Origin of the sequence: Alcanivorax hongdengensis A-11-3 (assembly GCF_000300995.1) — a bacterium.
GTDB classification, from domain to species: domain Bacteria; phylum Pseudomonadota; class Gammaproteobacteria; order Pseudomonadales; family Alcanivoracaceae; genus Alcanivorax; species Alcanivorax hongdengensis.
Window position 1 is genome coordinate 116,572 of the sequence record NZ_AMRJ01000002.1, and the last position, 25,752, is coordinate 142,323.

The following is a 25,752-nucleotide window of genomic DNA, read 5'->3' on the forward strand; positions in this document are numbered from 1 at the left end:
CGGCTGGCGGGGCTTGCACACCCCGTCAGGCATTACAGGTCGAGGGATTTCTTCATCTGATCCGGGGTCAGGTAACCACCCAGCTGCTTGCCATCCGTGGTAAAGATGGCGGGCGTGCCGTGCACACCGAATTTGACGCCCAGGTTGTAGTCCTGGTTAACGGTATCGGCGCAGTCACCCAGCGTGTTGTTGCTGACCGAATTGTTCAGCTTGGCGTCGGTGAGCGCCTTGGCGCGGTCCTCGGCGCACCACACATGGCGCATGCCCTGGGCCGCCGCAGAGCTGGGGCCGCCGCGGGGGAAAGCCAGGTAATGGACGGTGATGCCGTCAGCATTGTAGGCCTCGATATGGCGATGCAGCTTGCGGCAATAACCGCAGGTGATATCGGTGAAGACAAACACCTCGGCTTTCTGGTCCTTGGCCGCGAAGGTGATCATGTCGCTGCGATCCAGCTTGGCAATGCCTGCCTTGCGGACTTTCTCGAACTTGGCCTCGGCCACGTTGACCACATCCCCGTCCTTCAGCTCCAGCAGATCGCCGGTGAAGACATAATGACCATCCGGGGTACTGTAAACGGTATCGCGGCCGTTCACTTCCACTTCCACCATACCGGGCACCGGCGCCGCTTTGACGCTGGTCACCTTGACGTTGCCGAAGGCATCGGCAAAGGCTTTTTCCACGGCGGCCTTGTCGATCACAGCGGACTTGTCGGTCTTGCCGGAACTCGCCTCATCAGTCTGTGCACTACAGGCGGTGATGACCCCCAGCAATGCGAGAAACAGCCAACGTTTCATTCTTTTATACTCCTGGTTTTTCTGTTTGGAGCCCGGCCCGCTGGCTCAGGTTCCCGAACGGGGGTGGTGCTTTTGGTACAGATCCTGTAACCGTTGCTGCGCCACATGGGTGTAGATCTGGGTTGTCGACAGATCGCTGTGCCCCAGCAACAGCTGCACCACCCGCAGATCCGCGCCATGATTGAGCAGGTGTGTGGCAAACGCATGGCGCAGTGTATGGGGTGACAGGGATTTTTGCACCCCGGCCTTTACCGCCAGCTGCTTGATGCGGTGCCAGAACGTCTGCCGCGTCATGCAGGTACCGCGCCGACTGGGAAACAACAGCTCCTGGTCATTACCCAGCAGCAACGCCCTGGCCTCGCGCTGATAACGGCCCAGCCAGTGCAGCGCCTCCTCGCCCAGCGGCACCAGCCGCTCCTTGTTGCCCTTGCCGATCACGCGGATCAGCCCCTGGCGGGGGTTGATCTGCCCCTGGGTCAAGCTGACCAGCTCGGTGACCCGCAGGCCGGTGGCGTAGAGCACTTCCAGCATGGCCCGGTCACGCAGTCCCAGCGGATCGTCAAGGTCCGGGGCGGCCAGCAGCGCCTCCACATCCGCCTCGGACAGGCTCTTGGGCAGGGGCCGGCCGGTGCGCGGGCGCTCGATCAGCAACGCCGGGTCTTGCTCTATCATCCCCTCGCGTTTGAGCCAGCGGTAGAAACTCTTGATGGCCGATAGCTGACGGGCGACGGAACGGGCGCTGACGCCCTGCTGATGGCGGTCGGCCAGGAATTGCAGCAGCTGAAAACGCTGGCAACGGGCCAGCGGCAGGCTCTGCGGCCGGGCCCAGAGGGCCAGCTGCCGCAGATCCCGGCGGTAGTTGTCGAGGCTGTGATCACTGAGGCCCTTTTCCAGCCACTGCTGGTCAAGCCAGCGATCAATCAGCTGCTGATCGGCGTCGCTTACGGTATTCACGCTGGCAGTATTGACTCTTTGTACTGAGAAAACAACAAGTTAGAAATCCACTGACTTTTACGAATTATTACCCAAAAACGCCCGGCATCATGGCAATAATGAAAACTCAGCGTTGACGCCATTCAACAGGACCAAGGAGAGGAAAAATGGGCATTCTATCGTGGATCGTATTCGGCCTGATCGCCGGCATCATTGCCAAATGGATCATGCCGGGCAAGGACCCGGGCGGTTTTATCATCACCATCCTGCTGGGTATCGCCGGCGCCTTTGTCGGCGGCTGGCTGGGCTCGCTGGTGGGCATGGGGTCCATGGGCAGTTTCAGTCTTGGCAGCTTTGTCACCGCCATTGTCGGCGCCCTGATTCTGCTGGCGCTTTACCGGATGATGAAAAAGGCCTGAGCCCGCCCGCCAGGCACAAAAAAGGCCGCCCGAGAGGCGGCCTTTTTTGTGGAGCGGGTTTATCCGGCCAGAGGTTGGTTCCGCAGGTGCCCTACAGCAAAGGCTGAACCAACATTCGCGCTTCGATAAACCGGTGTTACCGGATTTTTTCCTTGATCCGGGCGGACTTGCCGGAGCGGTCGCGCAGGTAGTACAGCTTGGCGCGGCTCACGTCACCACGACGGTTCACTTCGATGGAATCGATCAGCGGGCTGTGCAGCTGGAAAACACGCTCAACGCCCACACCGTGGGATACCTTGCGCACGGTGAACGCCGAGTTCAGGCCGCGGTTACGACGGGCAATGACGACGCCCTGGAACGCCTGCAGACGCTCACGGTTACCTTCCTTCACCTTTACCTGCACGGTAACGGTGTCACCGGCGCCGAATTCCGGCACGTCGGTTTTCAGCTGGGCATTTTCCACGCCCTGGATAATCAGATTTTTGCCGCTCATGGCTGGCTCCTAATCATTCGGTTTTGCTGTATGCGACGACTGCTCGGCGATGTATTCGTCCAGCAGCTGCTGCTCTTCGTTGCTGAGGCCCCGCGCCCGGCGGCGCTCCAGCAGGTCAGGACGCTGTTGCCAGGTCCGTCCCAGCGCCTGTTTCAGGCGCCAGCGGCGAATCCGCTCGTGATTGCCGCTCAGCAGTACCTCCGGTACTGCCTGCCCCTGATACACCTCCGGGCGGGTGTAATGGGGGCAATCAAGCAGGTCTTCGAATTCGCCTGAAAACGAGTCCTGCTCGGCGGAGTCCTGGTGACCCAGCACTCCGGGTAACAGTCGGCTGACCGCGTCGATCAGCACCAGCGCCGGCAGTTCACCGCCGCTGAGTACATAGTCGCCAATGGAAACCTGCTCATCCACCTGGGCGTCGAGCAGGCGCTCATCCACGCCTTCGTAGCGCCCGGCCAGCAATACCAGGCCGGGCTGCGCCGCCAACGCCACGGCTTTTGCCTGGGTCAGCGGCTGCCCCTGGGGGGACAGGTAAATCACCCGGGCACCGGGGTTGCCCTCGCGGGCCGCCAGCAGTGCCTTTTCCAGCGGCGCCACCTTCATCACCATGCCGGGACCGCCGCCGAAGGGGCGATCGTCCACGGTGCGATGGCGATCCTCGGTGAAATCCCTCGGGTTCACCGTTTCCAGGGCCAGCAGGCCGTTTTCCACCGCCCGGCGGGTCACGCCGAAGTCGGTCACGGCGCGGGCCATATCCGGGAACAGGGTCACCAGGGTGACCGCAAAGGGTGCCTGACTCATCAGAAGTCCGGGTCCCAGTCCACGGTCAGCTCACCGGCGGCCAGATCCACCTTCATGACCACCTGGTCGGGCAGCCAGGGGATCAGCCGCTCGCGGCGATCGAGACTTTGGCCGTCGCCACGGACCACCAGCACATCGTTGGCGCCGGTTTCCATCATGCTGTGAACGCGGCCCAGATCGACCCCGTTCACATGGCGAACCCGCAGATCAATCAGGTCTCGCCAGTAATATTCATCGCCCCGGGACTGCGGCAGCAGCGCCTCGGGTACCGCGATATCGCGGCCGGCCAGGCTATTGACCGCATCGCGGTCATTCAGGCCGTCGATCTTGGCAATCAGTCCCTTGCCCTGGCGCCGAAACCCCTCCAGGGACAGCGGCTGCCAGCCCTGGTCGCCTTTCACGTACCAGGGCTGATAGCTGGACAGGTTGTCCATGGGATCGGTATAGGAAAAGACCCGCACCCACCCCTTGACGCCGTGGGCGCCCAGAAAGCGGCCCACTACGGTCAGCTCGGAGGACGACATCAGTCCTCTCTCCTTGATGCCGGTGGCAATCAGGCGCTCTTGCGCGCCTTCTTGGCCAGGGTTTTAACGCGCTCGGAAAGCTGCGCACCCTTGGCAACCCAGGCGTCCAGGCTTTCCAGGTTCAGTTTCAGGGGAATTTCACCGCCACGGGCGATGGGGTTGTAGAAACCCAGCTGCTCGATAAAACGGCCGTCACGGGCGTTACGGCTATCGGCAACAACGATGCTGTAGAACGGGCGCTTCTTGGAACCGCCACGGGCGAGACGAATAACTACCATGGTTTATCTACCTTTTATCAATCCGGTTTCCCGGCTCACCCTGCTGGGTGAACCATCGTATCCGCTTGAAAGCCAGCCCCGGACAAGGGGCAGGCCGCGAAGGGCGCGAATTATACAGGCAGTTGCCATGGGCAACAAGCCTTGAGGCCGGGCAGGCGCGCCGCCTGCGGCCATGCAGCCTGGCCGGGCTTACATCGGCGGCATGCCGCCTGGCCCCCCCATGCCGCCCATGCCACCGGGACCGCCCGGACCACCCTGGCCTCCCATCATGCCTTCCAGGCCACGCATCATGTTCTTCATGCCGCCCTTGGTGCGCATCTTCTTCATCATTTTGGCCATCATCTTCTGCTGCTTCATCAGACGATTCAGGTCCGGGATGTCCAGGCCGGCACCGGCGGCAATACGCTTCTTGCGCGAGCCCTTGATCAAATCCGGGTTACGACGCTCCTTGGGGGTCATGGAATCAATCAGGGCTTCCATGTGCTTCATCTGCTTGAGGGCCGCCGGATCCTGGGCAGCCTGCATCATGCCGCCCATGCCGGGCAGCTTGTCGAGCAGGCCGGCCATGCCACCCATGTTGCGCATCTGCTGGAACTGGTCCTTGAGGTCCTCGAAGTCCATGGCCTTGCCTTTCTTGAACTTCTTGGCAATTTTCTCGGCCTTGGACTTGTCCAGCTTGCGCTCGGCTTCTTCCACCAGCGACAGCACATCGCCCATGCCGAGAATCCGGCTGGCAATACGGTCCGGGTGGAACGGCTCCAGGGCGTCGGTCTTCTCGCCCATGCCGATGAACTTGATCGGCTTGCCGGTGAGATGGCGCACGGACAGGGCCGCACCACCGCGGGAATCACCGTCCGCCTTGGTCAGAATCACACCGGTGAGCGGCAGCGCCTCGTTGAAGGCCTGGGCGGTGTTGGCGGCATCCTGACCGGTCATGGCATCCACCACGAACAGGGTCTCTGCCGGGCTGATGGCGCCATGCAGGCGCTTGATCTCGGTCATCATGTCTTCATCGACATGCAGACGGCCGGCGGTATCGACGATCAACACATCCATGTAGCGACGACGGGCTTCATCCAGCGCCGCGTTGGCAATATCCACCGGGTCCTGGTCGCCGCTGGACGGGAAGAAATGGGTCTCCACTTCGCCGGCCAGGGTCTTGAGCTGCTCGATGGCCGCCGGGCGATAGACGTCGGCGGACACCACCATGACCTTTTTCTTCTCGCGCTCTTGCAGAAAACGGGCGAGCTTGGCCACGGAGGTGGTCTTGCCCGCCCCCTGCAGACCGGCCATGAGGATGATGGCCGGCGGCTTGGTGGCCAGGTTGAGGGCGTCGTTGGCGTCGCCCATGGTATGGATGAGCTCGTCATTGACGATCTTGACGAACGCCTGGCCCGGGTTGAGGCTCTTGAGCACATCCTGGCCCAGGGCCTTTTCCTTGACCTGTTCGACAAACTCTTTCACCACCGGCAGGGCCACGTCGGCCTCCAGCAGTGCCTTGCGCACTTCGCGCAGGGTGTCGCGGATATTGTCTTCGGTCAGCGAACCCTGACCTGCCAGGTTTTTAAGCGACGATCCCAACCGATCGGTGAGATTCTCGAACATGTGTTTCCACCTCCAAACGAACCGTGGCCCCGCTCAAACAGACATGTCGGGGTAACAGGGGCGCGATTATAGCCCCAGGCAGCCCCCAGCGTCATGGCCCTGTACCAGGAATCGCCGACAAGGGCACAGCCGACAGCCATCGCCGGGCGTGATAATGTTTCTTGAAGGACAACCAGCGGCTATGCCAGACTTCCGCGGGCTTACCACCGGATAACAAAGACTTATGAATCTTGCCATGCTCAGCGGCCTGACGGCCTTTGCCCTCTACGCTGTCGCCAGCCTGATCCTGTATCGACAGTTTCGCGGGCAGTCGGCGCCGTCACGCATGGCCATCCTTACCCACGGTGGCGCCGCCGTGGCCGCCCACTTTGTCTGCCTGTGGCAACTGATGATCACCCCGGATGGCCTGCAACTGGGTATTTTCCCGGTGACCTCGGCGGTGGCGGCCGTGGGTGGCGCCCTGGTGCTGCTATCCAGCCTGTACCGGCCGTTCGAATGGATCACGGCGCTGGTTTACCCCTTTGCCGCCGCCACCCTGCCCGCCGCCCTGTGGCTGAAAACCGGTTACACCGCCCGGCCCCTGGAGCACGGCCTGGGCGTGCATGTGCTGTTTTCCATTGTCGCCTACGCGGTACTGGCCCTGGCGGCCTGCCAGGCAATCCTGCTGTTCATCCAGCACCGCCAGCTCAAGGAAGGCCACATTCGCGGCGTCATGCGCCTGTTCCCGCCCATCCAGGTGATGGAATCCATGCTGTTCGAGGCCATCTGGCTGGGCGAAGTGCTGCTCACCGTGGCCATCATCTCCGGCTTTCTCTACGTGGACGACCTGTTCGCCCAGCATCTGGTGCACAAGACCGTGCTGACACTGGCCTCCTGGGTGGTCTTTGCGGTGCTGCTCGGTGGCCGCTATCTGCGCGGCTGGCGTGGCGTTACGGCGGTGCGGTTCACCCTGGTGGGCTTTGCCGTGCTGCTGGTGGCCTTTGTCGGCACCCAGTTCGTGCTGCAGGTGATTCTGCACGAACCGCCCATGGTATCTTGACACTGGCGAACCCCAGCCCGAACAATAGGCGGCCAACTGGCTGAAGAATTACATTTCCCTTGGATACGTTCTCGGATGGGTGGCTGATCGGCGCCCTGATATTCCTGATTCTCGGTTCCGCCTTTTTCTCCAGCAGTGAAACCGGCATGGTGGCCATCAACCGCTACCGTCTGCGTCACCTGGCGCGCCAGGGGCACCGTGCCGCCTCCCGGGTGGAAGCCCTGCTCAAGCGCACCGACCGCCTGCTGTCGGTGATCCTGATCGGTAACAATTTCGTCAACAATTTCGCCGCCACCCTGGCCGCCATTCTTGCCATTCGCTGGCTCGGCGACAGTGGTGCGGCCATCGCCCCGGTGGTGATCACCATCGTCATGCTGGTATTTGCGGAAATCACCCCGAAAACCTACGCCGCCATGAAGCCGGAGCGGGTGGCCTTCCCCGCCAGCCTGGTACTCAAACCCCTGCAGACGTTGCTGGCCCCCCTGGTCTGGCTGGTCAACGGCGTCAGCAGCCTGCTGCTGAGACTGGGCGGCATCAGGCCCGGCGAGCAGGATGACGACCACCTCAGCCCGGAAGAGCTGCGCACCGTGGTCAACGAGGCCGGCGGCCTGATCCCCGAACGTCACCAGAAGATGCTGCTCAACATTCTCGACCTGGAAAGCGTCACCGTGGAGGACATCATGATCCCCCGCAACGAGATGGTGGGCATCGACATCGACGATGACATGGCGGACATCGTCGCCACCCTGCGCTCCAGCCAGCACACCCGGCTGCCGGTCTACAACGGTGACCCCAACAACATGATCGGCCTGCTGCACCTGCGTAAACTCAGCCGCCTGATGCTGCGCGACGACATCAACAAGGCCGAGCTGATGCAGTACACGGTGGAGCCCTACTTCGTGCCCGAAGGCACGCCGCTCAATCGCCAGCTGATCAACTTCCAGAACGCCAAGCGGCGCATCGGCATCGTGGTGGACGAATACGGCGACGTGCTCGGCCTGGTGACCCTGGAAGACATTCTTGAAGAGATCGTCGGTGAATTCACCACCGACCTGGCCGCCACCAGCCAGGATATTCACCCGCAGGAGGATGGCAGCTACGTGATCGACGGCTCCACCCACCTGCGCGAAATCAACCGCACCCTGCACTGGGAACTGCCCACCGACGGGCCCAAGACCCTCAACGGCCTGATCCTGGAATATCTGCAGGACATCCCCGACGCCAACATCTCGGTGAAAATCGACCAGTACCTGATCGAAATCCTGCAGGTGAAGGACAATATGGTGAAGGCCGCGAGGATGAGGAAGGCGGAGGTTAGTTAATTGATAATTGAGAATGGATAATTGATAACGACGCGAGATGTGTTATCGAATCCTGAAAGCCAAGAGGCCGCGCATAGAATTTGAGCGCGGCCTCTTGCGTTGAGAAACAAAAACAACGGGAACGCGAGTTATCAATTATCCATTCTCAATTATCAATTATCAATTCCCATCAAACCCTATCCGCCAGTGGCGATCCCACCCAGGCACGGATGTCCGTGGCGTAGCGTTCCACCAGTTGGCGGCCCTCCTCGATGGCTTCGCTGGCGCGGTGGAAATCCATCAGGGCGAAGTCTTCCAGCAAGGGCACCAGAGTCACTTCCGGCGGGTCGCCGGCCATGCGTGAACGGGTGATGCGGTCCTGCATGATGTTGACGCTGGCGGCCACCACATCGAAAAAGCCCGGGTTTTCATCATCGCCGGGCGCGAAGTAGTTCATCATTTTCTGCCAGATACTGTGCTCTTCTTCACTGCCATGCTCCTGATCCGCCTGGCTGCGGGTATCTCGGGACAGGTGAGCGCCCACCAGCTGGGCATTGAGGTTGACGGCAATCACCACATCCGCGCCCATGGCGCGGGCGGCAGAGACCGGTACCGGGTTGACCAGGCCGCCATCGAGCATCCATCGACCCTGCATTTTCACCGGCGAGAACAGACCCGGCAGCGCACAGGACGCGCGGGCAGCATCCAGCATGGGGCCCTTGCTGATCCAGACTTCACGGCCACTGCGCATGTCCGTGGCCACGGTGACCAGCTTCTGCTCCAGGGTTTCGATATCCGGGTTGTGGTGGTGTTGCTCGAAATAGCCGAACAGCTTTTCACCCTTGACCACACCACCGGAAAAACTGATATCCATCAGCCCGAACACATCCTTGACGGTCAGGCGTTTCACCCAGTCGGCGAAATCGTCCAGGGTGCCACTCACGTAGGCACCGCCAACCAGGGCGCCGATGGAGGTACCGGCCACCACCTGGGGGCGAACGCCCATTTCTTCCAGCGCCTGAATCACGCCGATATGGGCCCAGCCCCGGGCGGAACCACTGCCCAGCGCCAGCCCCACCACCGGCTGGTGGCGGTTATCCGGTTGCACCCCGTCATTCATGTTATCGCTTCCTCACCACACAGGGCGCCGGCTCCCCGTCCATACGCAAGGGGATTCGGCGCATGACTTCCTGCTTCTCCGCGTGGGAAAGCAGGCCCCAGATGGAAATTTCCCCGCCGGTGCGAAAGCACCCCACGCAGATGTCGTTCTCGTCCAGCGCGCAGATCGACACGCAAGGGGACGCAATCGGCTGCGGCTCATCCGCCATGGAAGCGCTCATCCACTTCCAGGTGGGCATCGAATTCCTTGGCATGGGCCACATAATGCATGCTGCTCATGGTCAGCATGGCCTTGTGCCCGTCGGAAATTTCCTTGACCACCTTGGCGGGCGAACCCATGACCAGAGAATTGTCTGGGATTTTCATGCCTTCAGGGACCAGCGAGTTGGCGCCGATAATGCAGTTCTTGCCGATCACCGCCTTGTTGAGCACCACGGCGTTGATGCCGATCAGGCTGTTATCGCCAATGGTACAGCCATGCAGCATCACCTTGTGGCCGACGGTCACGCCCTTGCCGATTTTCATGGGCACGCCCGGGTCCACATGGAGGACCGAACCATCCTGAATATTGGTGTTCTCACCGATCTCGATCACATCGTTGTCGGCCCGCAGCACCGCGTTGAACCAGATACTGGTGTTGGCCTCCATGATCACCGAACCGATCACGGTGGCATTGTCCGCGATCCAGTGACCTTCACCGCGCTGCTCCAGACGACGTTCGCCAATTTTATAAATCATAAGTAAGAGCCTAATCCTGGTCGGTTACATCAAAGCGGATACCGGCATCATAGACGTGATTGATCAGGTCCAGAATCATGAAGGCCGTCAGCCCCCAGATCCGCTTGTCCTCAAAGTAGTAACTGGGAATGCACAGCCGACGGCCAAAAAAGTCGATCGGGCTGGACAGCTCCGGCGCCTGCTCCAGAAAGAATCCCAGGGGCACCTGGAAAATGGTATCAATCTCGCCGGGCTCGGCCACCAGCCGGGCCGCCGGGTCCACCACCCCTACAAAGGGCACCACCTTCATGCCATAACGGGAGGCCAGCGGCGACAACTGCCCGAGAATTTCCACCTGCGCCGGATCCAGCCCCACTTCCTCTTCGCTTTCACGCAGGGCTGTCATCAGCAGGTCCCGGTCACCGGGATCACGTTTGCCGCCCGGGAAGGCCACTTCACCGGCATGGGTCGGCATGGAACTGGAGCGCACCGTGAGAATCAGGTGCGGCTCCGGAAGATCCAGTACGGGCATCAACACCGCCGCCTCCGGCAGGGCCAGTGGCAATTCCGTGCGTTGGTAATCAGGCAGGCGCTGCCTGAGACGCTCAAGCACTCTCTTCTCCAGTCACTTGGATTCAAACGGTAGTTTGAACAGCCCGGCTGACAGGAGCAAGCCTGATCACACCGCCCCGGCACGGCAAGGCGTATTTTGTGGCGCTTGTCCTGCCCGTCGACATGGCTTACACCGAACGGCTAATCAACCGCGCCTGGCCGGCGCCCCGCTATTTCAGGCAGTTATCTCTTTGCCCCAGTATCCCCGGCCCATCACGGCCCGGCCAACCGTTCATGGCCCTACCCCGCAGGCTAGCCTGGCCCCTGCAAATTCGGCACCCCTGGCCAATTTTCCTGTCGTTTGCACAGCGCAACACTGTGTGTACAGGGACGTATCCATAACACCAAGTATCGCGCGCCAGGGGTGGCAATGAATTTCCAGGGATGGACAAAAACCATAATGCTGTGCGGCATGCTGCTGTGTGCCGCCAGCAGCCACGGGTGGGATCTTAGCCCCACACCGGAATTCCCCCTGGGCAATGGCGCGGACATTGCCCAGGACGGCAGTGACCTGCAGGCCGACATTCGCCAGGCGGGCAACAACCGCGCCAGCATTACGCAACAGGGCCAGTCCCATCAAGCCTCCATCCAGCAGTCCGGCGGCCACAACCAGGCCGAACTTCTTCAATACGGCACCGACCAGCAGGCGGACATTACCCAGCTGGGCTGGGAAAACCTGGCCGTGGTCAACCAGTACGGGCTTGGCAACCAGGCGGATATCTATCAGCGCGGTGCCTACAACAGCGCCACCGTACTGCAAAACGGCAGCTACAACACCGCCAGCGTCAACCAGATCGGCACCGCCAATACCGCCGTCATTAGCCAGAACGGTTTTTCCAACAACGTTTCGGTCACCCAGGTGGGGGCCGGAATGTATGTATCCATCCAGCAGTGGAATTGATTTAAACCTAGAGGAGAAAGACCATGAAAACCTTGAAACCGCTTGCCGCCGCCATCCTCGCCACCCTGGCAACGGGGGCCTGGGCAGACACGGCAACCACCAACCAGACCGGCTCCGGCAATACCGCCAGCACCACCCAGAGCAATACCTTTGCCGCTGACGCCACCATCGATCAGACCGGTGACAACAACGCGGCCACGGTATCCCAGAGCAACAGCGCCGCGCCCATGTCTGCGGACATCGACACCGTTGGCAACGACAACACTGCCAGCATCACCCAGGATGACAGCTGGTTTGCCCAGGGCACCATTTTGCAGGATGGCACCACCAACACGGCGGATATCACCCAGGTGAATATCTCTGATGTCAGTGATGCCACCATCAACCAGATCAATGGCGCCGACCAGTCCGCGGCCAGCATCACCCAGGATGGAGCCCAGACCAGCAGCGCCACCATCACCCAGGACACCACTGGCGCCGGCACCACCGCCACCGTGGGTCAGATCAACGTGGACACCGCCCTGGCCACCGTTACCCAGAGCAACGGCAGCGGCAGCATGACCAATGTGCAGCAGCATGATGGTGTCGACCTGACCACCACCGTGAACCAGAGCGACAGCAGCTTTGCCACTGCCCTGGTAGACCAGACCGGTGACACCAACAGCACCAACATCAGCCAGCAGAACGTGTCTGATTACGCCTATGCGGAAGTGAACCAGGCCGGTGACAACAGCTCCGTGGACGTGCTGCAGGATCAGTCCCACGACTCCTACGCCTATGTGGACCAGAACGGTTCCATGCTGACCGCAGAAGTGGATCAGGGTCTGGGCGATCGCAACCTGGCCGACATCAATCAGACCGGCACCGACAACTTTGCGCGGGTGGAACAGTCCGGCTCGGACAATGAAGGCATGATCACCCAGAGCGGTGGTAATAACAGCGCCGACATTGATCAGTGGGGTGGCAACGGCCATGCCGCCATCACCCAGAGCAACGTTAATAACGATGCCTATATCAACCAGACCGCCCCGGCGGAATTCGGTGTCGCCGATATTACCCAGAGCGGCAGCAACAACCAGGCAGACATTCTGCAAACCGGCCTGGGTACGGCACTGGACCCGAACACCGCCACCATTACCCAGACCTCCAGCTTTAACAATGCCAGCATTATGCAGGCCGGTGGTGCCGGAAACAGCGCCACTATTACCCAGATGTAACACAGCCCCCTGGGCCGCCCTTCGGGGCGGCCCTTTTTTGCTTGCCTTAGGATTACCCATGCGAGCGTTAACACTGGTAATGCTGCTGATGATTACCTACATCGCCCAGGCCGACTGCCGTCTGGCCATCTTACAATCCGAATCCTCTGCCAAAGGCACCGCGCGTTTTCGCCTGCAGGTGCACTGTGATCAGGCAAAACTGCCGCTGCAGTATCAATTGACATTGAACAAGCATGGCAAGAGTGGCCGAACCACCAGCAGCCAGTCCGGTTACTTCAACAGCACCGGAGAGGTTCAGGTGATCGGTAATGTGGGAATCAATCTGACCGGCGACGACCGGGTCGAGGTGGTTGGCAAGGTGCTTCACCAGTCGCGGTTACTGGCCCGCACCGAAAAGACCTTTCCCTGAGTGGTTATTGCACCGGTCCCATCATTCGGCCCCGCCGGCCAGGGTGGTCAGATAGGTCTGAATCACCGGGCTTTTCATATCGGCCGGATCTTTCAGTGACCAGTTGCCGTCCTTGACCCCCTTGACGATCAGGTTGGCCACCGCCGACTCGATGGCCAGCTTCACGCATTCCTGCACCGGCTCGTTGCTGGTGACGCCGGCTTCCGCCTCCAGCAGTTTCTTGAACTCGATAAACCGGAACACCCCCATCTGCAGCTCCTTGCTGTAGATTTTCTTGGTGGTGGAAACGGTATTGATAATCCGGCCGGTACGCACATCCACCGCCCGCAGGTTCACTGTCACCTGGTCGGCGCGATATTCATCCGAGGCACCAACACCCAGATAACGGGCCCCCAGGCCCCCGGTCTGAATATTGGTTTCATAGGCAATGATGCCGCCCTGGAAGAGAATGTCCGAGGACATCAGGTCCGGCACATCCGGGGTGGCGACACCCCGTTGCTGGCGTTTTTCCACCACGGCGCGGGCGATCTTCCTCTCGGTCAGCAGATCCTGCAGGCCTTCGCGCTCCAGCGTCACGAACCAGCCGGAGCGATTGAGCGCATCGACCAGATAGGCTGCCGCGCCCTGGGTCACCGCCGTGGAAAAGGACGACGCCGGCGCCGGCCGATACTGGCCGGTCAGATCGCGAAAACTGTAGACCGAAGCCTTGATCACCCCACGGGGTGGCGGCAGCTTTTCCAGGTCTTCACCGATCTCGGATTTTTGCACCAGGGCCGGGGCGTCGTTTTTCAGCGGCGGCGTCACACAGCCCCCCAGCGACGCCAGCATGAGCGCAGCACACAGCGTTTTTGTTTGTGTTTTCACTTTCAATGCATCCCTGCTCTGCCAGGCAGCTGGAAAACAGCCGGTTAGAAAGTATCGGGCACCAGACCATCCACATCGATCTGGGTCACTTCACCGCTGGCCAGGTCCTGGATCAGGATCGACAAACCGTCACCGGAATCGTTATTGACGATGTTGATACTGAAATCATCGGTGACGATGCTGCCCTCCTGGCCATCGCCCACATCCGATAACAGCTGACTGAGCAGACGGGACTGCAACGACGAGGCCAGACGCTCCAGGTCGGACGGCCGCTCATAGGTGGTGGCATCCGGGTCCTTGTAGTCGTTCTGTGCCTGGGCATTGCCCAGCAGATAATTGCCATTGAGGGGATTACCGCCAAAGTTCGGGTTGACCGGCTGGTAAACCAGCTCACTGGCGGTCGCATCCAGCGACAGGGCAAGCAGGGAAAAAGCGATAACCTGTTTCATCAGTAGCCATCCTTGGCCAGGTCCGGATTGTTCACCAGCAGGCTGTTCAGTTTGAGACGCCTGACCTCGATCTCAACTGCCCTAACCAGCGCCTGCACACGGTCATCATCCCAGTGGTAGGCGAACGAAAGCACAAAGCGTTTCAGGGGTGTATCAAATGCCTTGATGGTGATAATGCTGCCCGAGCGGGCAGAGGGTTGTTCGTAAATGGCAACGGTAAAAGGCGTGTCCGGGAACAGGTAGTGCCGCTCCGAGGAAAATTGCTGATAAAAGCGTTTGCCCACCGGGGAGATGGTCTGATCAACCACCAGCCCCATGTCCATTTCATTCTGCGCTGTCGCCGGCGGCGGCAGACAAAACAGGGCGGTGATGCACAATGCGGTCCGCGGTGCGCGCCACATCAACACTCCTGGCCTTCTTCCAGATGGTTGTCATGGACCCAGCGAATGACACCGACCCGGTTCTTGACCCCCACCTTGCGATAGAGACTCTGCAGGTGGGCCTTGACCGTGTGGGTACTCAGGCACAGCGCATCGGCAATCTCGTGGTTGCTCATGCCCCGAACCACATGATCCAGCATCTGCCGCTCACGACTGGTCAGGCTCTCGTAAATATGGCCGCAACGGGTGGGCGTCTTGCGGTGGCGGACCAGATAATCCATGTAACTGCGCGGAAACCAGCTGCGCCCCCGGCTAACCACCTCGATGGCCTTGGACACCAGAGCATCATTGTCCTGCTGGTAGATCACGCCCTTCACCACCGGCCAGTTGAGCAGGAAAAAGATATCGTCGCCGCGATCGGCATTGACCAGAATCACCCGGCAAAGCCCCTTGCGCTCCTGAATCTTGCCCAGCAGCTGCTCCAGTTCGGTGGCGGAAAAATCCAGCACATTGACCAGCACCAGCTCGTCCTGAATCTGGTCGTGGAAAAGGTCATCGCGATTGATTGCACGGCAGGTGGTGCCCCGTTGCGTTTCAATGGAGCGGGCCAACAACCGGATTGCCAGGTTGTTGCAGTGAGAGACCACCAGGTAAGTATTTCCCCCGTCACGCATATTGCGTGCCATTGACATGTCCATATCGAAAGTCCCTTATCCCCAATTTCATACTGCCTTGTGTCGGTATGAAGTTTTCCCCCCAGGCCTGGGGGACCAGCGGGTCCGGCTTCCATGACCGGGACAATCAGTCTAGAGTTGCCCACCGGCTCAATCACTAGCTCTTCTGGCTAATTTTTAAATTTCGTAAACTTGCGTAAGCAGTCGTAACTTCTACTGTATATACCGTCACAACCGAGCGGGACAATCAGCCGAATGGGTTATTGCCGGTAGCTTGGGTTAGGATACGAAATATCAGAAATCCGACTTGGGGTGGTTATGAAATTCTGCAGCCATTGTGGCAGCGGCGATCTGCAATTCAGTGTTCCAGAGGGCGATAACCGGCCCCGCTACTGGTGTGATCAGTGCCAGACCATCCACTACCAGAACCCCAAGATCGTGGTTGGCGCGGTCCCCATGTGGAAAGGGCGGGTGCTTTTGTGCAAGCGCGCCATTGAGCCTCGCAAGGGCTTCTGGACCCTGCCCGCGGGCTTCATGGAAAACGGCGAAACCCTGCAGGAAGGCGCCGCCCGGGAAACCTGGGAAGAAGCCTGTGCCACCGTGGCCATCGGCGACCTCTACACCGTATTCAACCTGCCGCACATCAACCAGGTGTATGTGTTTTTTCTCGGTGAACTGGTGGACGGCAAATACGACGTGGGCGATGAGAGCAGTGATGCCGGGCTGTTCGCCCTGGACGAAATCCCCTGGGACGAGCTGGCTTTCCCCACCATCGGCCGCACCCTCAAGTATTACATTGACGATCTGGCCCGCAACGACTTCCCCAGCCGCATCCAGGACATTCCGCCCCTGCGGGCACGGCCCAGGGACGATTAGCCGGGCAGCGGCTCCAGCCGCCACAGGTCGATGGCGGGCTCCTCATAGGGGTGCGCCAGGCGCAGGGCGCTGACCGCCGCCTGCAGGTATTGCTCCATGCAGACGGTCTCGATGCAGTACTCCTCCACCACCTCTACCTTGTCCTGACTGCCCAGGAAGGGGTTGCTGCCCTGCAACGGGCGAAACTGCCCCTGCCCCGCTGACTGAAAACAGCAGCAATCGTAATCCCCCATGTGGCCGGCACCGGCTTCAAACACCGCCTGCTTGACCTGCTCCACATGGGTCACCGGCACATAGAAACAGAGCTTGTAGAGGGCAGATGTGTCCATTAATCCTCCGTGACAACAGGCTGTGATTCAGCGTATTCCGGTTTGTAGACATAGTCACCGTGGGCGCTGATCCAGATTCCTTCCGCCGCCACGGTCTGCTGGCCATTGACCAGCACCTTGCCCTCGCAGCGCAGCTTGCGCCGCTCCAGCTGAATCAGACGTGCTTCAAAGTCTACCGGCGTATGGATCGGCGTGCCCGCCAGGTAGCGGATATTAAGCGTGCCGGTCATGCCGATCTGCTTGACCAGATCCTGCGTCTTGGCCATCAGCATATCCAGAGCCAGGGCGATGACGCCGCCGTGCACACGCCCGGGCGGGCCCTGAAAGGCCATGCCGAAGGTGGCACGGCCTCGCACCACATCCCCGTCCAGCCATAACTCCAGCGGCGGTGACATGGGCGACGCCTTGCCGGAGAGAATCTCGAAATCCACCAGGTCAGTGACATCATCACCGCTGCCCTCGCCGCGCAACAGCCGCTGCAGGATGGCGTTGTAATCACGCTGGCCATGGGACTGCATGTCCTGTCGCAGACGGCGCACCTGATCGATGTAGCCTTGCAACTCGGCTTGCGGGGCATCCAGGCGCAACAACTGCTCGTTGAGGGCCAGTAACTCTGCACCCAGCGTTCGGTGCAATCGGGCTCGCTCGGACGGGGCCGGCGTTTCCGCCACCCGGATATCACGAAAATGGTAGGTGTCACTCATGATTTACCCCAGACTCTTCGGTGTCAGCCAGATGCCTTCGGCGCTCACGGTCTGGGTCTCGCCCTGCCAGATACCGCCTTCCACAAAGATCTTGCGCCCCTCCTGGCCGGTAATTCGCGCGCGACAATGCAGGGTTTCCTCGATCGGCGAGGCGGCCAGATAACGGATATTGAGCGTGCCGGTCACCCCCAACCGGAAAGCGGCGTGCAGGGCCCGCGACAGGGCCGCATCCAGCAGCCAGGCGATCACGCCACCATGGACCCGACCCGGCGGGCCCTGATATTGCAGCCCCAGGTGCACGGCGCCTTCAATGCCGTCCTGATCCTCATGTAACCACGCCACCTGCGGCGCCACCGGGTTAGACGGCCCACCCACCGGGTCGTAGTCCATCATGTGAAAAATATCCTCGGCGGTGGCCGCGCCGGTGAACAGCTTGCGATTGGCCTCGCGGGTATCGCGCCGATCCGGCTCGCCAATGGCGGCCACCACGCTTTCCAGTTGCTGCGCCCAGCCCGCCAGCGTGGCCTCGTCCGCCTCCGCCCGGATCAAGCGCTCGGCCAGGGTATGCATGGCCGCACTAATACGACGACGCTGAACAAAATCCGCCGGAACGGGCTCGGTCTTGTAGGCCTTTTGCAGCTCGAAAGGGCCGAAGGTTTTTTCGGACACAGGGGCACCAATTGATAATGGATAATTGAGAACTGATAACGACTCGCCATCAAACGATCGTTTGATTCTGATGGCCAACCCGCCAAGCCACAAGCTCCATAAGTGACAGAAAAAAGGCGGAAATAGCCAAGCCATTTCCGCCTTTGTGTGTCGCTATTAATTATTAGCTATTCATTATTAGCTATTCATTATCAATTGCCGTTTACCCCACCCACTTGCGGGCATTGGCAAACATGCGCAGCCAGGGGCCGTTTTCGTGGCCGCGCCAGTCGTCCGGTACCCAGCTGTTCTGCAGCACACGGAATACCCGCTCCGGGTGCGGCATCATGATGGTCACGCGGCCATCATTGGTGGTGAAGCCGGTGACGCCCTGGGGCGAACCGTTGGGGTTGGCCGGGTACTGCTCGGTGGGGTTGCCCAGGCCGTCCACATAACGCAGTGCCACCAGGCGCTGTTCGATATTGCGGTTGAGGGCATCGTCGGCCAGTTCCACGCGCCCCTCGCCGTGGGCCACGGCAATGGGAATACGCGTGCCGGCCATGTCGCGCAGCAGGATGGACGGCGAATCCTGGATTTCCACCAGTGAGGTACGCGCCTCGAACTGCTCGGACAGGTTGCGCACAAACCGCGGCCAATGCTCGGCGCCGGGGATCAGGTCCTTCAGGTGCGACAGCATCTGGCAGCCGTTGCACACGCCCAGGGCGAAGGTATCTTCGCGGTAGAAGAACCGGTTGAAGGCCTCACGCAGGGCGTCGTTGTAGAGCACGGTCTTGGCCCAGCCACCACCGGCGCCCAGCACGTCACCGTAGGAGAAGCCGCCACAGGCCACCAGACCCTTGAAGTCTTCCAGCTGCACACGACCTTCCAGCAGGTCGCTCATGTGCACATCCACCGCCGAGAAACCGACCCGGTCAAAGGCGGCGGCCATCTCGGTCTGGCCGTTGACGCCCTGCTCTCGCAGGATCGCCATCTTCGGTCTGGAACCGGTGTTGATGTAGGGCGCCGCCGGGTTTTCGGTCATGTCGAAGGTCAGGCGCACATTCAGGCCCGGGGTATTGCTGGCCGGAATGGCATCGAATTCCTGGCGGGCACAATCCGGGTTGTCGCGCAGGCCCTGGATGCGATAACTGGTTTCCGCCCAGATGCGTTGCAGCTCCCGACGCGGGGTTTCCAGCAGGATACCGCCACCCAGGCGCAGGCGGATTACATCATCACCCTCCGGCTGGCCAAGGCGATGCACGCCCTGCCCCAGGCCGGCCTGGGCATAACGGCTGACCACCTCGTCGGCGTGCTCGCTGGCCACCTGCACAACCGCGCCCAGCTCTTCGGCGAACAGGGCCGCCACGGCTTCCGCGGTGTCACCGGCCAAGTGATCGAGAGTGATGTCCAGGCCGGTACGACCGGCAAAGGCCATTTCCACCAGGGTGGTGTAGAGGCCGCCATCGGAGCGGTCGTGGTAGGCCAACAGTTTGCGCTCGGCCAGCAGCTGCTGGGTTACCTCGAAGAAGGCAATCAGGTCCTTGGCGTCGTCCAGATCCGGCGGCACATCGCCCACCTGACCATAGACCTGGGCCAGAGCGGAACCGGCCAGGCGGTTCTGGCCACGGCCCAGATCCACCAGCAGCAGCTCACTGTCCAGCCCGCTCTTGAGTTCCGGAGTGACGGTCAGGTCGATATCGGTAACGGTGGAGAACGCGGAAATGATCAATGACAGCGGCGCAGTGACGCTCTTGTCGATCCCCTTGTCATTCCACACGGTGCGCATGGACAGCGAATCCTTGCCCACCGGAATGGCGATACCCAGCTGCGGGCACAATTCCATACCTACGGTCTTGACGGTATCGAACAGGGCCTGGTCTTCGCCGGGGTGGCCGGCGGCGGCCATCCAGTTGGCGGACAGACGAATCTGGCCCAGGTCGCCGATGTGGGCACTGCAGATATTGGTGATGGACTCGGCCACCGCCATGCGCCCGGATGCCGCCGCATCCACCAGCGCCACCGGGGTGCGTTCGCCCATGGCCATGGCTTCCCCCAGGTTCTGGTTGAAGCCGGTGGCCGTGACCGCGCAATCCGCCACCGGCACCTGCCAGGGGCCCACCATCTGGTCCCGGTGTACCAAGCCAGTGATGGAGCGGTCGCCAATGGTGATCAAAAAGCTCTTGGAGGCCACCGTGGGCAGGCGCAATACCCGCTCGCCGGCTTCCTGCAGGTCAATACCGTCGGTGGTGAAGGTCTGGCGCTGGAAGTCCTCGCGGTCGAAGCGGCGCTGCATCTTCGGCGGCTTGCCGAACAGCAGGTCCATGGGCAGGTCCACCGGCGCATTGCCAAAGTGCTCGTCACTGACGGTCAGGTGCTCTTGCGTGGTGGCCTCGCCCAGCACCGCGTAGGGAGTGCGCTCGCGCTGGCAGATGGCATCAAAGCGGTCGATATCTTCCGGCATGACCGCCAGTACATAACGCTCCTGGGCCTCGTTGCACCAGATTTCCACCGGGCTCATGCCCGGCTCGGTGCTGGGCACCTTGCGCAGTTCCAGGCGGGCGCCCATGTCGTGGTCGTGGACCAGCTCCGGCAGGGCATTGGACAGGCCGCCCGCCCCCACGTCGTGGATGGAAACAATCGGGTTGTTGTCGCCCTGGGCCCAGCAGCGATCAATCACTTCCTGCACCCGGCGTTCGATTTCCGGGTTGTCGCGCTGTACGGAGGCAAAGTCCAGGGTCTCGTCGGATTCACCGGAGGCCATGGAGCTGGCCGCGCCGCCGCCCAGGCCGATCAGCATGGCCGGGCCACCCAGCACGATGATCTTGGCCCCCTCGGGGATCGGATTCTTCTCCACATGGCCGTCACGGATGTTGCCCATGCCGCCGGCAATCATGATCGGCTTGTGATAGCCGCGAACTTCCTCACCGTGGACACCGGGCGCCTGAATTTCCAGAGTCCGGAAGTAACCACACAGGTTGGGGCGACCGAATTCGTTGTTGAAGGCGGCACCGCCGATGGGGCCCTCGATCATGATATCCAGGGCCGAAGCAATGCGTCCGGGCTTGCCGTAAGGAGTTTCCCAGGGCTGGACAAAATCCGGAATGTTCAGGTTGGACACCGAGAAACCGGTGAGGCCGGCCTTGGGTTTGGAGCCACGACCGGTGGCCCCCTCATCACGGATTTCACCGCCGGAACCGGTGGCGGCGCCCGGGTGCGGAGCGATGGCGGTCGGGTGGTTATGGGTTTCCACCTTCATCAGCAGATGCACCGGCTCGTTCACGAAGGCATATTCGGCGCTGTCCGGTGCCGGGAAAAAGCGGTCGGCCACCGGCCCGGCCACCACCGAGGCGTTGTCCTTGTAGGCACTGAGAACGCCATCCGGGGCGTTGTTGTAGGTGTTGCGGATCATGCCGAACAGGCTCAGGTCCTGGGCTTCCCCGTCGATGGTCCAGTCGGCATTGAAGATCTTGTGACGGCAATGCTCGGAGTTGGCCTGGGCAAACATCATCAGTTCGGCGTCCGAGGGGTTACGGCCCAGGGCGGTGAAACGCTCCACCAGATAATCGATTTCATCGTCGGCCAGGGCCAGGCCCAGCTCGCCGTTGGCCGCCGCCAGTGCCGCCCGGCCACCGGCAAGAATATCCACGGTGGTCAGTTGCCGGGGCTGGTGGTGGGTAAACAGGGCCTGGGCCTCATCCAGCTCCGCCAGCACCGCCTCCACCATGCGATCATGGAGGGCGGCCGCCAGACTCTGGCGATCCCCCTCGCCCACCAGGCGATATTCGATACCGCGCTCCACCCGTTCCACCTCGGTCAGGCCGGCGTTGTGGCAGATGTCGGTGGCCTTGGACGACCAGGGCGAAATGGTGCCAGGGCGCGGCACCACCACAAAACGCTGGCCGTCCACCTCGCTTTCCTCGATCGTCGGTCCGTACTGCAGCAACCCTTCCAGTACCTGCTGACGGGCACTGTCCAGCGGCTGGTGCAGCGCCACGAAGTGCACGTAGCGGGCCGACAGCGCGGTGACGCCGGGCAGGGACTCAAGCAGTTTTTCCTTGCGAAATGCGGACAGGGCCGGGCTTCCGGGGAGGATCAGCATAGTGCGCCTTATTTCATTGCCAGTGGGGGAGTCTGTGAAGCCATCACATCAGGGCCGCAATGATAAGGGATGCGCTGTTCGATTCCTACACGACCTTAGGCATTGGCGGGCGCCTTTTACGCCGCCGGCTGAGATACACGCTGTTGCCCTAGGACACATTACCGATAAGCAAATTAATGACTGTGCATGGAGTTTCCCTCCATTGTTCAAAAAGCCGTCAATTGTCAGACAAAGGGTTACAGAACATACAGTTGCCGATGGTAGAGTGCCCGCCGATTGCGTGATACAGATCACAGGTATGGCCGGTTACGCCATACACCGGTCGGCGGTAAGCAGTACCGACCCTGTCTGAAGGATTCGGCAGAGGGCATCACCAAGATGAAATTTTTGCGCTATAACAGAAAATACCTGAAGCACCTGCTGGCCTCGCTGGCCCTGTTCAGCGTGCTCGGCATGATGCTGGCCATGCGCCCGACTCCCACGGCCATGGAACGGGTTATGTCCCGTGGTGAACTGGTGGTGATCACTCGCCCCTCCAGCACCACCTACTACCAGGACCAGCACGGCTTTACCGGCATGGAATACGAACTGGCTCGCGGCTTCGCCGACAGCCTGGGCGTCAAACTGCGCGTGCTGGAATCCGATGATCTGGCCTATGTGCGCTATGCGGTACGCAAAGGCACCGCGGACCTGGCCGCCGCCGGCCTGGTGGCCACCCCGGAAAGCAGCGAAAGCCTGCGCTTCACCACCCCCTACCAGACCGTGCGTACGCTGGTGGTCCATCGCCGCAACAGCCCGTCTGTTTCCGACATGAGGGACCTGGAAGACCGCAACCTGGCCGTGGCTGCCGGCACCAGTCATGCCGAGCTGCTGCTCAAGGCCCAGCTGCAGGACCCGGCCATCAAGTACCAGGAAGTGGAAGATGCCACCCCGGAGCAACTGCTGGCGCTGGTGGAAAACGGCAAGCTGGATTACACCCTGATCAACTCCAACAGCTATACCCTGCAGCGCCCCCTGTACCCGGACCTGAAGGCCGATTACGTGGTGGCCGCCAAGCAGCCGCTGGCGTGGGCGTTCAGCCAGAAGGACGACCAGAGCCTCTATCTGGCCGCCCAGCGCTACCTGACCCAGGCCAAGGCCGACGGCACCATTGCCAAGCTGGAAGACCGTTTCTACGGCCATGTGGAGCAGTTCAATCCCTATGCGGCACGCAGCTTTATGCGCCACCTGGATGACCGCCTGCCCCGCTATGAGGCCACCTTCCGCCAGGCGGAAGGGGATACCGGCTTTGACTGGCGCCTGCTGGCCGCCGTGGCCTACCAGGAATCCCTGTGGGATCCGCGCGCCATTTCCCCCACCGGGGTGGAAGGCCTGATGATGCTGACCAACGACACGGCCCGGGAAATGGGTATCAGTGACCGCACGGACCCGACCCAGAGCATCACCGCCGGCGCGGCGTACCTGCGCAGCATCCATGACCGCATTCCCGAGCGCATCGCCGAGCCCAGCCGCACCTGGATGACCCTGGCCGCCTACAACGTGGGCATGGGTCATCTGGAAGATGCCCGGGTACTCACCGAGCGCCAGGGCGGCAACCCGGATAACTGGCAGGATGTGAAACAACGCCTGCCGATGCTGGCCAACAGCGCCTATGCCGGCCAGCTTCGTTATGGCCCGGCCCGTGGCGGCCAGGCGGTGGTCTACGTGCGCCACATCCGTCGCTACTACGACCTGCTGGTATGGGCGGAGAACAGCCGCCGCAAGAGCGATACCCTGCTGGCGCTGAACTAGAGCCCTAACGTTTAACCCGACGACCGGCGAAAAAGGTTTTCAGCAAGGTGGCGCTCTGCGCCGCCAGCAGCCCCCCTTCCACCACCATCCTGTGGTTATAGAAATCCACCTGCGGCAACTGCAGCTGGCTTTCACAGACACCGGCCCGCGGTTCACTGGCGGCGTATACCAGCCGTGACACCCGCGCATGGACCAGCGCGCCGAAACACATGGTGCACGGTTCCAGGGTCACGTAGAGCGTGCTGCCTGGCAGCCGGTAATTGGCCTGCGCCCGGGCCGCCTGGCGCAGAGCCACGATTTCCGCATGGGCACTGGGATCGCAGGCACGAATCGGCTGGTTGAAGCCTTCACCGAGCACCCGGTCATCGCGTACCAGCACCGCACCCACCGGCACTTCGCCCACGGCGGCGGCCTGTTCGGCCAATGCCAGCGCCCGCTGCATCCAGTCATGATCGTCCAAAAGCGTCCCCTTTTCCGTTCGCGCCAATGGTAAGAGGCTGCCCCCATGCTGGCTAGGGGCCTTTCCGTTACAATCGGGGCATTCATTTTTCAGGAGCCACTATGACTACCACCGGGACCATCATCGGCACCCCTTTCACCGACACCGCCACCCGCGTCATGCTGCTCGGCTCCGGCGAGCTGGGCCGGGAAGTGGCCCTGGAACTGATTCGCTATGGCTGTGAAGTGATCGCCGTGGATCGCTATGACCATGCCCCGGCAATGCAGGTGGCCCAGCGCAGCCATGTGATCAACATGCTGGACGGCGCCGCCCTGCGCGCCCTGGTGGAGCAGGAAAAACCGGCGCTGATCGTGCCGGAAATCGAAGCCATCGCCACCGATGAACTGGTGCGCCTGGAAAGCGAAGGCTACACCGTGGTGCCCACCGCCCGGGCCGCACAGCTGACCATGAACCGCGAAGGCATCCGCCGACTGGTCGCCGAAGAACTGTCGCTGCCCACCTCGCCCTATCACTTTGCCGAAACCCAGGAAGAATACCGCCAGGCCATTGCCGATATCGGCCTGCCCTGCGTGGTGAAACCGATCATGAGCTCCTCGGGCAAGGGCCAGAGCACGGTAAAGACCGATGCGGATATCCAGAAAGCCTGGGACTATGCCCAATCCGGCGGCCGCGCCGGCCAGGGCCGAGTGATTGTCGAAGGCTTTGTGGATTTCGATTACGAAATCACCCTGCTGACCGTGCGCCACCGGGCCGGTGACAGCATCCAGACCGCCTTCTGCGCCCCCATCGGCCACCGTCAGGAAAACGGTGATTACCAGGAATCCTGGCAGCCCCAGGCCATGAGCGACGCCGCCCTGCAGGCCTCACGCCAGGTGGCCGGCGCCATTACCGAAGCCCTGGGCGGGCTCGGTATCTTCGGGGTGGAGCTGTTCATCAAGGGCGACCAGGTGTATTTCAGCGAGGTCTCCCCCCGGCCCCATGACACCGGCCTGGTGACGCTGATTTCCCAGAACCTGTCCGAGTTTGCCCTGCATGCCCGGGCCATCCTCGGCCTGCCGATTCCGACCATCGAGCAGCGCGGCCCCTCCGCCTCCTCGGTACTGCTGGTACAGGGGGAATCCCGGGCCATGCGCTACCGGGGGCTGACCGAGGCATTGACTGACCCTGGCACCGAGGTGCGCCTGTTCGGCAAACCGGAAGTGAAAGGCAGCCGCCGGCTGGGCGTGGCCCTGGCCACCGGCAATGACATAGATAACGCCCGCGACAAGGCCAACCGTGCCAGCGCGGCCCTCCACGTGGATTTATAAGGACGACCT

Annotated in this window: 29 protein-coding genes; 9 read left to right on the top strand and 20 right to left on the bottom strand. The window is 61.5% G+C overall.

Annotation, left to right across the window (positions count from 1 at the left end; all coding sequences use genetic code 11):
* Nucleotides 1-32: 32 nt before the first annotated feature.
* Nucleotides 33-794 (bottom strand): DsbC family protein, encoded by a 762-nt coding sequence (locus tag A11A3_RS02115; protein WP_008927612.1) that lies wholly within the window; start codon nucleotides 792-794, stop codon nucleotides 33-35.
* Nucleotides 795-839: 45 nt separating this feature from the next.
* The gene (gene xerD / locus A11A3_RS02120; protein ID WP_008927613.1) at nucleotides 840-1,748 is read right to left on the bottom strand and encodes a site-specific tyrosine recombinase XerD; all 909 of its coding nucleotides are present in this window, start codon (nucleotides 1,746-1,748) and stop codon (nucleotides 840-842) included.
* 146 nt (nucleotides 1,749-1,894) lie between these two features.
* Here xerD and A11A3_RS02125 point away from each other — a divergent pair, with 146 nt between their 5' ends.
* Nucleotides 1,895-2,146: a GlsB/YeaQ/YmgE family stress response membrane protein gene (locus A11A3_RS02125; protein WP_008927614.1), complete on the top strand. Its 252-nt coding sequence runs from the start codon at nucleotides 1,895-1,897 to the stop codon at nucleotides 2,144-2,146.
* A gap of 136 nt (nucleotides 2,147-2,282) precedes the next feature.
* On the opposite strand, the gene rplS is transcribed toward A11A3_RS02125, so the two are convergent.
* From rplS to ffh, 5 genes are all read right to left on the bottom strand, one after another.
* Entirely contained in the window at nucleotides 2,283-2,639 is a 357-nt protein-coding gene (gene rplS, locus A11A3_RS02130) for a 50S ribosomal protein L19 (RefSeq protein ID WP_008927615.1), read from the bottom strand.
* Nucleotides 2,640-2,648: 9 nt separating this feature from the next.
* A complete protein-coding gene (gene trmD, locus A11A3_RS02135; RefSeq protein WP_008927616.1) occupies nucleotides 2,649-3,440 on the bottom strand; it encodes a tRNA (guanosine(37)-N1)-methyltransferase TrmD in 792 nt (263 codons plus the stop codon).
* Complete coding sequence (gene rimM / locus A11A3_RS02140; RefSeq protein ID WP_008927617.1) at nucleotides 3,440-3,964, bottom strand: ribosome maturation factor RimM; 525 nt, start codon at nucleotides 3,962-3,964, stop codon at nucleotides 3,440-3,442. The genes trmD and rimM overlap by 1 nt, the downstream gene beginning before the upstream one ends.
* A 29-nt stretch (nucleotides 3,965-3,993) precedes the next feature.
* Nucleotides 3,994-4,242, bottom strand: coding sequence for a 30S ribosomal protein S16 (gene rpsP / locus A11A3_RS02145; RefSeq protein WP_008927618.1), 249 nt, complete (start codon nucleotides 4,240-4,242; stop codon nucleotides 3,994-3,996).
* 189 nt (nucleotides 4,243-4,431) lie between these two features.
* A complete protein-coding gene (gene ffh, locus A11A3_RS02150; RefSeq protein ID WP_008927619.1) occupies nucleotides 4,432-5,847 on the bottom strand; it encodes a signal recognition particle protein in 1,416 nt (471 codons plus the stop codon).
* A gap of 223 nt (nucleotides 5,848-6,070) precedes the next feature.
* Between ffh and A11A3_RS02155 the strand changes: the two genes are divergently transcribed.
* Nucleotides 6,071-6,886, top strand: coding sequence for a cytochrome C assembly family protein (locus tag A11A3_RS02155; protein ID WP_008927620.1), 816 nt, complete (start codon nucleotides 6,071-6,073; stop codon nucleotides 6,884-6,886).
* Between the two features lie 59 nt (nucleotides 6,887-6,945).
* On the top strand, nucleotides 6,946-8,208 hold the full coding sequence (locus A11A3_RS02160) for an HlyC/CorC family transporter (protein ID WP_008927621.1): 1,263 nt from the start codon (nucleotides 6,946-6,948) through the stop codon (nucleotides 8,206-8,208).
* A gap of 169 nt (nucleotides 8,209-8,377) precedes the next feature.
* Here the strand turns inward: A11A3_RS02160 and rssA are convergent, their stop codons facing one another.
* Genes rssA through A11A3_RS02180 form a run of 4 tightly spaced genes read right to left on the bottom strand, consistent with a single transcriptional unit; the run spans nucleotide 8,378 to nucleotide 10,636 of the window.
* Nucleotides 8,378-9,307 carry a patatin-like phospholipase RssA gene (gene rssA / locus A11A3_RS02165; RefSeq protein WP_008927622.1) on the bottom strand — a complete coding sequence of 310 codons (930 nt, stop codon included), beginning with the start codon at nucleotides 9,305-9,307 and terminating at the stop codon, nucleotides 8,378-8,380.
* A 1-nt stretch (nucleotide 9,308) separates the two neighbouring features.
* On the bottom strand, nucleotides 9,309-9,569 hold the full coding sequence (locus A11A3_RS02170; protein ID WP_370695891.1) for a DUF1289 domain-containing protein: 261 nt from the start codon (nucleotides 9,567-9,569) through the stop codon (nucleotides 9,309-9,311).
* Nucleotides 9,505-10,044: a gamma carbonic anhydrase family protein gene (locus tag A11A3_RS02175; protein ID WP_008927624.1), complete on the bottom strand. Its 540-nt coding sequence runs from the start codon at nucleotides 10,042-10,044 to the stop codon at nucleotides 9,505-9,507. The genes A11A3_RS02170 and A11A3_RS02175 overlap by 65 nt, the downstream gene beginning before the upstream one ends.
* Before the next feature lie 10 nt (nucleotides 10,045-10,054).
* On the bottom strand, nucleotides 10,055-10,636 hold the full coding sequence (locus A11A3_RS02180; protein WP_008927625.1) for a CoA pyrophosphatase: 582 nt from the start codon (nucleotides 10,634-10,636) through the stop codon (nucleotides 10,055-10,057).
* A 369-nt stretch (nucleotides 10,637-11,005) separates the two neighbouring features.
* On the opposite strand from A11A3_RS02180, the gene A11A3_RS02185 reads away from it, so the two are divergent.
* The 3 genes from A11A3_RS02185 to A11A3_RS02195 are packed head-to-tail and all read left to right on the top strand — an operon-like array spanning nucleotide 11,006 to nucleotide 13,162.
* Nucleotides 11,006-11,536, top strand: coding sequence for a hypothetical protein (locus A11A3_RS02185; protein ID WP_083851650.1), 531 nt, complete (start codon nucleotides 11,006-11,008; stop codon nucleotides 11,534-11,536).
* Nucleotides 11,537-11,559: 23 nt separating this feature from the next.
* Entirely contained in the window at nucleotides 11,560-12,753 is a 1,194-nt protein-coding gene (locus tag A11A3_RS17205; RefSeq protein ID WP_008927627.1) for a curlin-associated protein, read from the top strand.
* A 58-nt stretch (nucleotides 12,754-12,811) separates the two neighbouring features.
* Nucleotides 12,812-13,162, top strand: a complete 351-nt coding sequence (locus tag A11A3_RS02195) for a hypothetical protein (protein WP_157375243.1) — start codon at nucleotides 12,812-12,814, stop codon at nucleotides 13,160-13,162.
* Between the two features lie 21 nt (nucleotides 13,163-13,183).
* Here A11A3_RS02195 and A11A3_RS02200 read toward each other — a convergent pair whose 3' ends face one another.
* Genes A11A3_RS02200 through A11A3_RS02215 form a run of 4 tightly spaced genes read right to left on the bottom strand, consistent with a single transcriptional unit; the run spans nucleotide 13,184 to nucleotide 15,541 of the window.
* Nucleotides 13,184-14,026, bottom strand: a complete 843-nt coding sequence (locus A11A3_RS02200; protein ID WP_237738812.1) for a CsgG/HfaB family protein — start codon at nucleotides 14,024-14,026, stop codon at nucleotides 13,184-13,186.
* Between the two features lie 44 nt (nucleotides 14,027-14,070).
* Nucleotides 14,071-14,475: a curli assembly protein CsgF gene (locus A11A3_RS02205; RefSeq protein ID WP_008927630.1), complete on the bottom strand. Its 405-nt coding sequence runs from the start codon at nucleotides 14,473-14,475 to the stop codon at nucleotides 14,071-14,073.
* Complete coding sequence (locus A11A3_RS02210) at nucleotides 14,475-14,876, bottom strand: CsgE family curli-type amyloid fiber assembly protein (RefSeq protein WP_008927631.1); 402 nt, start codon at nucleotides 14,874-14,876, stop codon at nucleotides 14,475-14,477. Before A11A3_RS02210 ends, A11A3_RS02205 begins: the two co-directional genes overlap by 1 nt.
* Nucleotides 14,876-15,541, bottom strand: coding sequence for a helix-turn-helix transcriptional regulator (locus A11A3_RS02215; RefSeq protein ID WP_237738813.1), 666 nt, complete (start codon nucleotides 15,539-15,541; stop codon nucleotides 14,876-14,878). Before A11A3_RS02215 ends, A11A3_RS02210 begins: the two co-directional genes overlap by 1 nt.
* A gap of 306 nt (nucleotides 15,542-15,847) precedes the next feature.
* Between A11A3_RS02215 and A11A3_RS02220 the strand changes: the two genes are divergently transcribed.
* Entirely contained in the window at nucleotides 15,848-16,405 is a 558-nt protein-coding gene (locus tag A11A3_RS02220) for an NUDIX hydrolase (protein ID WP_008927633.1), read from the top strand.
* On the opposite strand, the gene A11A3_RS02225 is transcribed toward A11A3_RS02220, so the two are convergent.
* The 4 genes from A11A3_RS02225 to purL all read right to left on the bottom strand — a co-directional run bounded on the left by A11A3_RS02225 (nucleotide 16,402) and on the right by purL (nucleotide 22,185).
* Nucleotides 16,402-16,734 carry a YqfO family protein gene (locus tag A11A3_RS02225; RefSeq protein WP_008927634.1) on the bottom strand — a complete coding sequence of 111 codons (333 nt, stop codon included), beginning with the start codon at nucleotides 16,732-16,734 and terminating at the stop codon, nucleotides 16,402-16,404. The genes A11A3_RS02220 and A11A3_RS02225 overlap by 4 nt on opposite strands.
* Nucleotides 16,734-17,438 (bottom strand): PaaI family thioesterase, encoded by a 705-nt coding sequence (locus tag A11A3_RS02230; RefSeq protein ID WP_008927635.1) that lies wholly within the window; start codon nucleotides 17,436-17,438, stop codon nucleotides 16,734-16,736. The genes A11A3_RS02225 and A11A3_RS02230 overlap by 1 nt, the downstream gene beginning before the upstream one ends.
* Nucleotides 17,439-17,441: 3 nt before the next feature.
* The gene (locus A11A3_RS02235) at nucleotides 17,442-18,107 is read right to left on the bottom strand and encodes a PaaI family thioesterase (protein WP_008927636.1); all 666 of its coding nucleotides are present in this window, start codon (nucleotides 18,105-18,107) and stop codon (nucleotides 17,442-17,444) included.
* 202 nt (nucleotides 18,108-18,309) lie between these two features.
* Nucleotides 18,310-22,185, bottom strand: a complete 3,876-nt coding sequence (purL, locus tag A11A3_RS02240; protein ID WP_008927637.1) for a phosphoribosylformylglycinamidine synthase — start codon at nucleotides 22,183-22,185, stop codon at nucleotides 18,310-18,312.
* Between the two features lie 378 nt (nucleotides 22,186-22,563).
* Here purL and mltF point away from each other — a divergent pair, with 378 nt between their 5' ends.
* Complete coding sequence (gene mltF, locus A11A3_RS02245) at nucleotides 22,564-23,976, top strand: membrane-bound lytic murein transglycosylase MltF (protein WP_008927638.1); 1,413 nt, start codon at nucleotides 22,564-22,566, stop codon at nucleotides 23,974-23,976.
* 4 nt (nucleotides 23,977-23,980) lie between these two features.
* Here mltF and tadA read toward each other — a convergent pair whose 3' ends face one another.
* Nucleotides 23,981-24,436, bottom strand: coding sequence for a tRNA adenosine(34) deaminase TadA (tadA, locus tag A11A3_RS02250; RefSeq protein WP_008927639.1), 456 nt, complete (start codon nucleotides 24,434-24,436; stop codon nucleotides 23,981-23,983).
* A gap of 101 nt (nucleotides 24,437-24,537) precedes the next feature.
* On the opposite strand from tadA, the gene purT reads away from it, so the two are divergent.
* Entirely contained in the window at nucleotides 24,538-25,743 is a 1,206-nt protein-coding gene (gene purT, locus A11A3_RS02255) for a formate-dependent phosphoribosylglycinamide formyltransferase (RefSeq protein WP_008927640.1), read from the top strand.
* Nucleotides 25,744-25,752 lie beyond the last annotated feature (9 nt).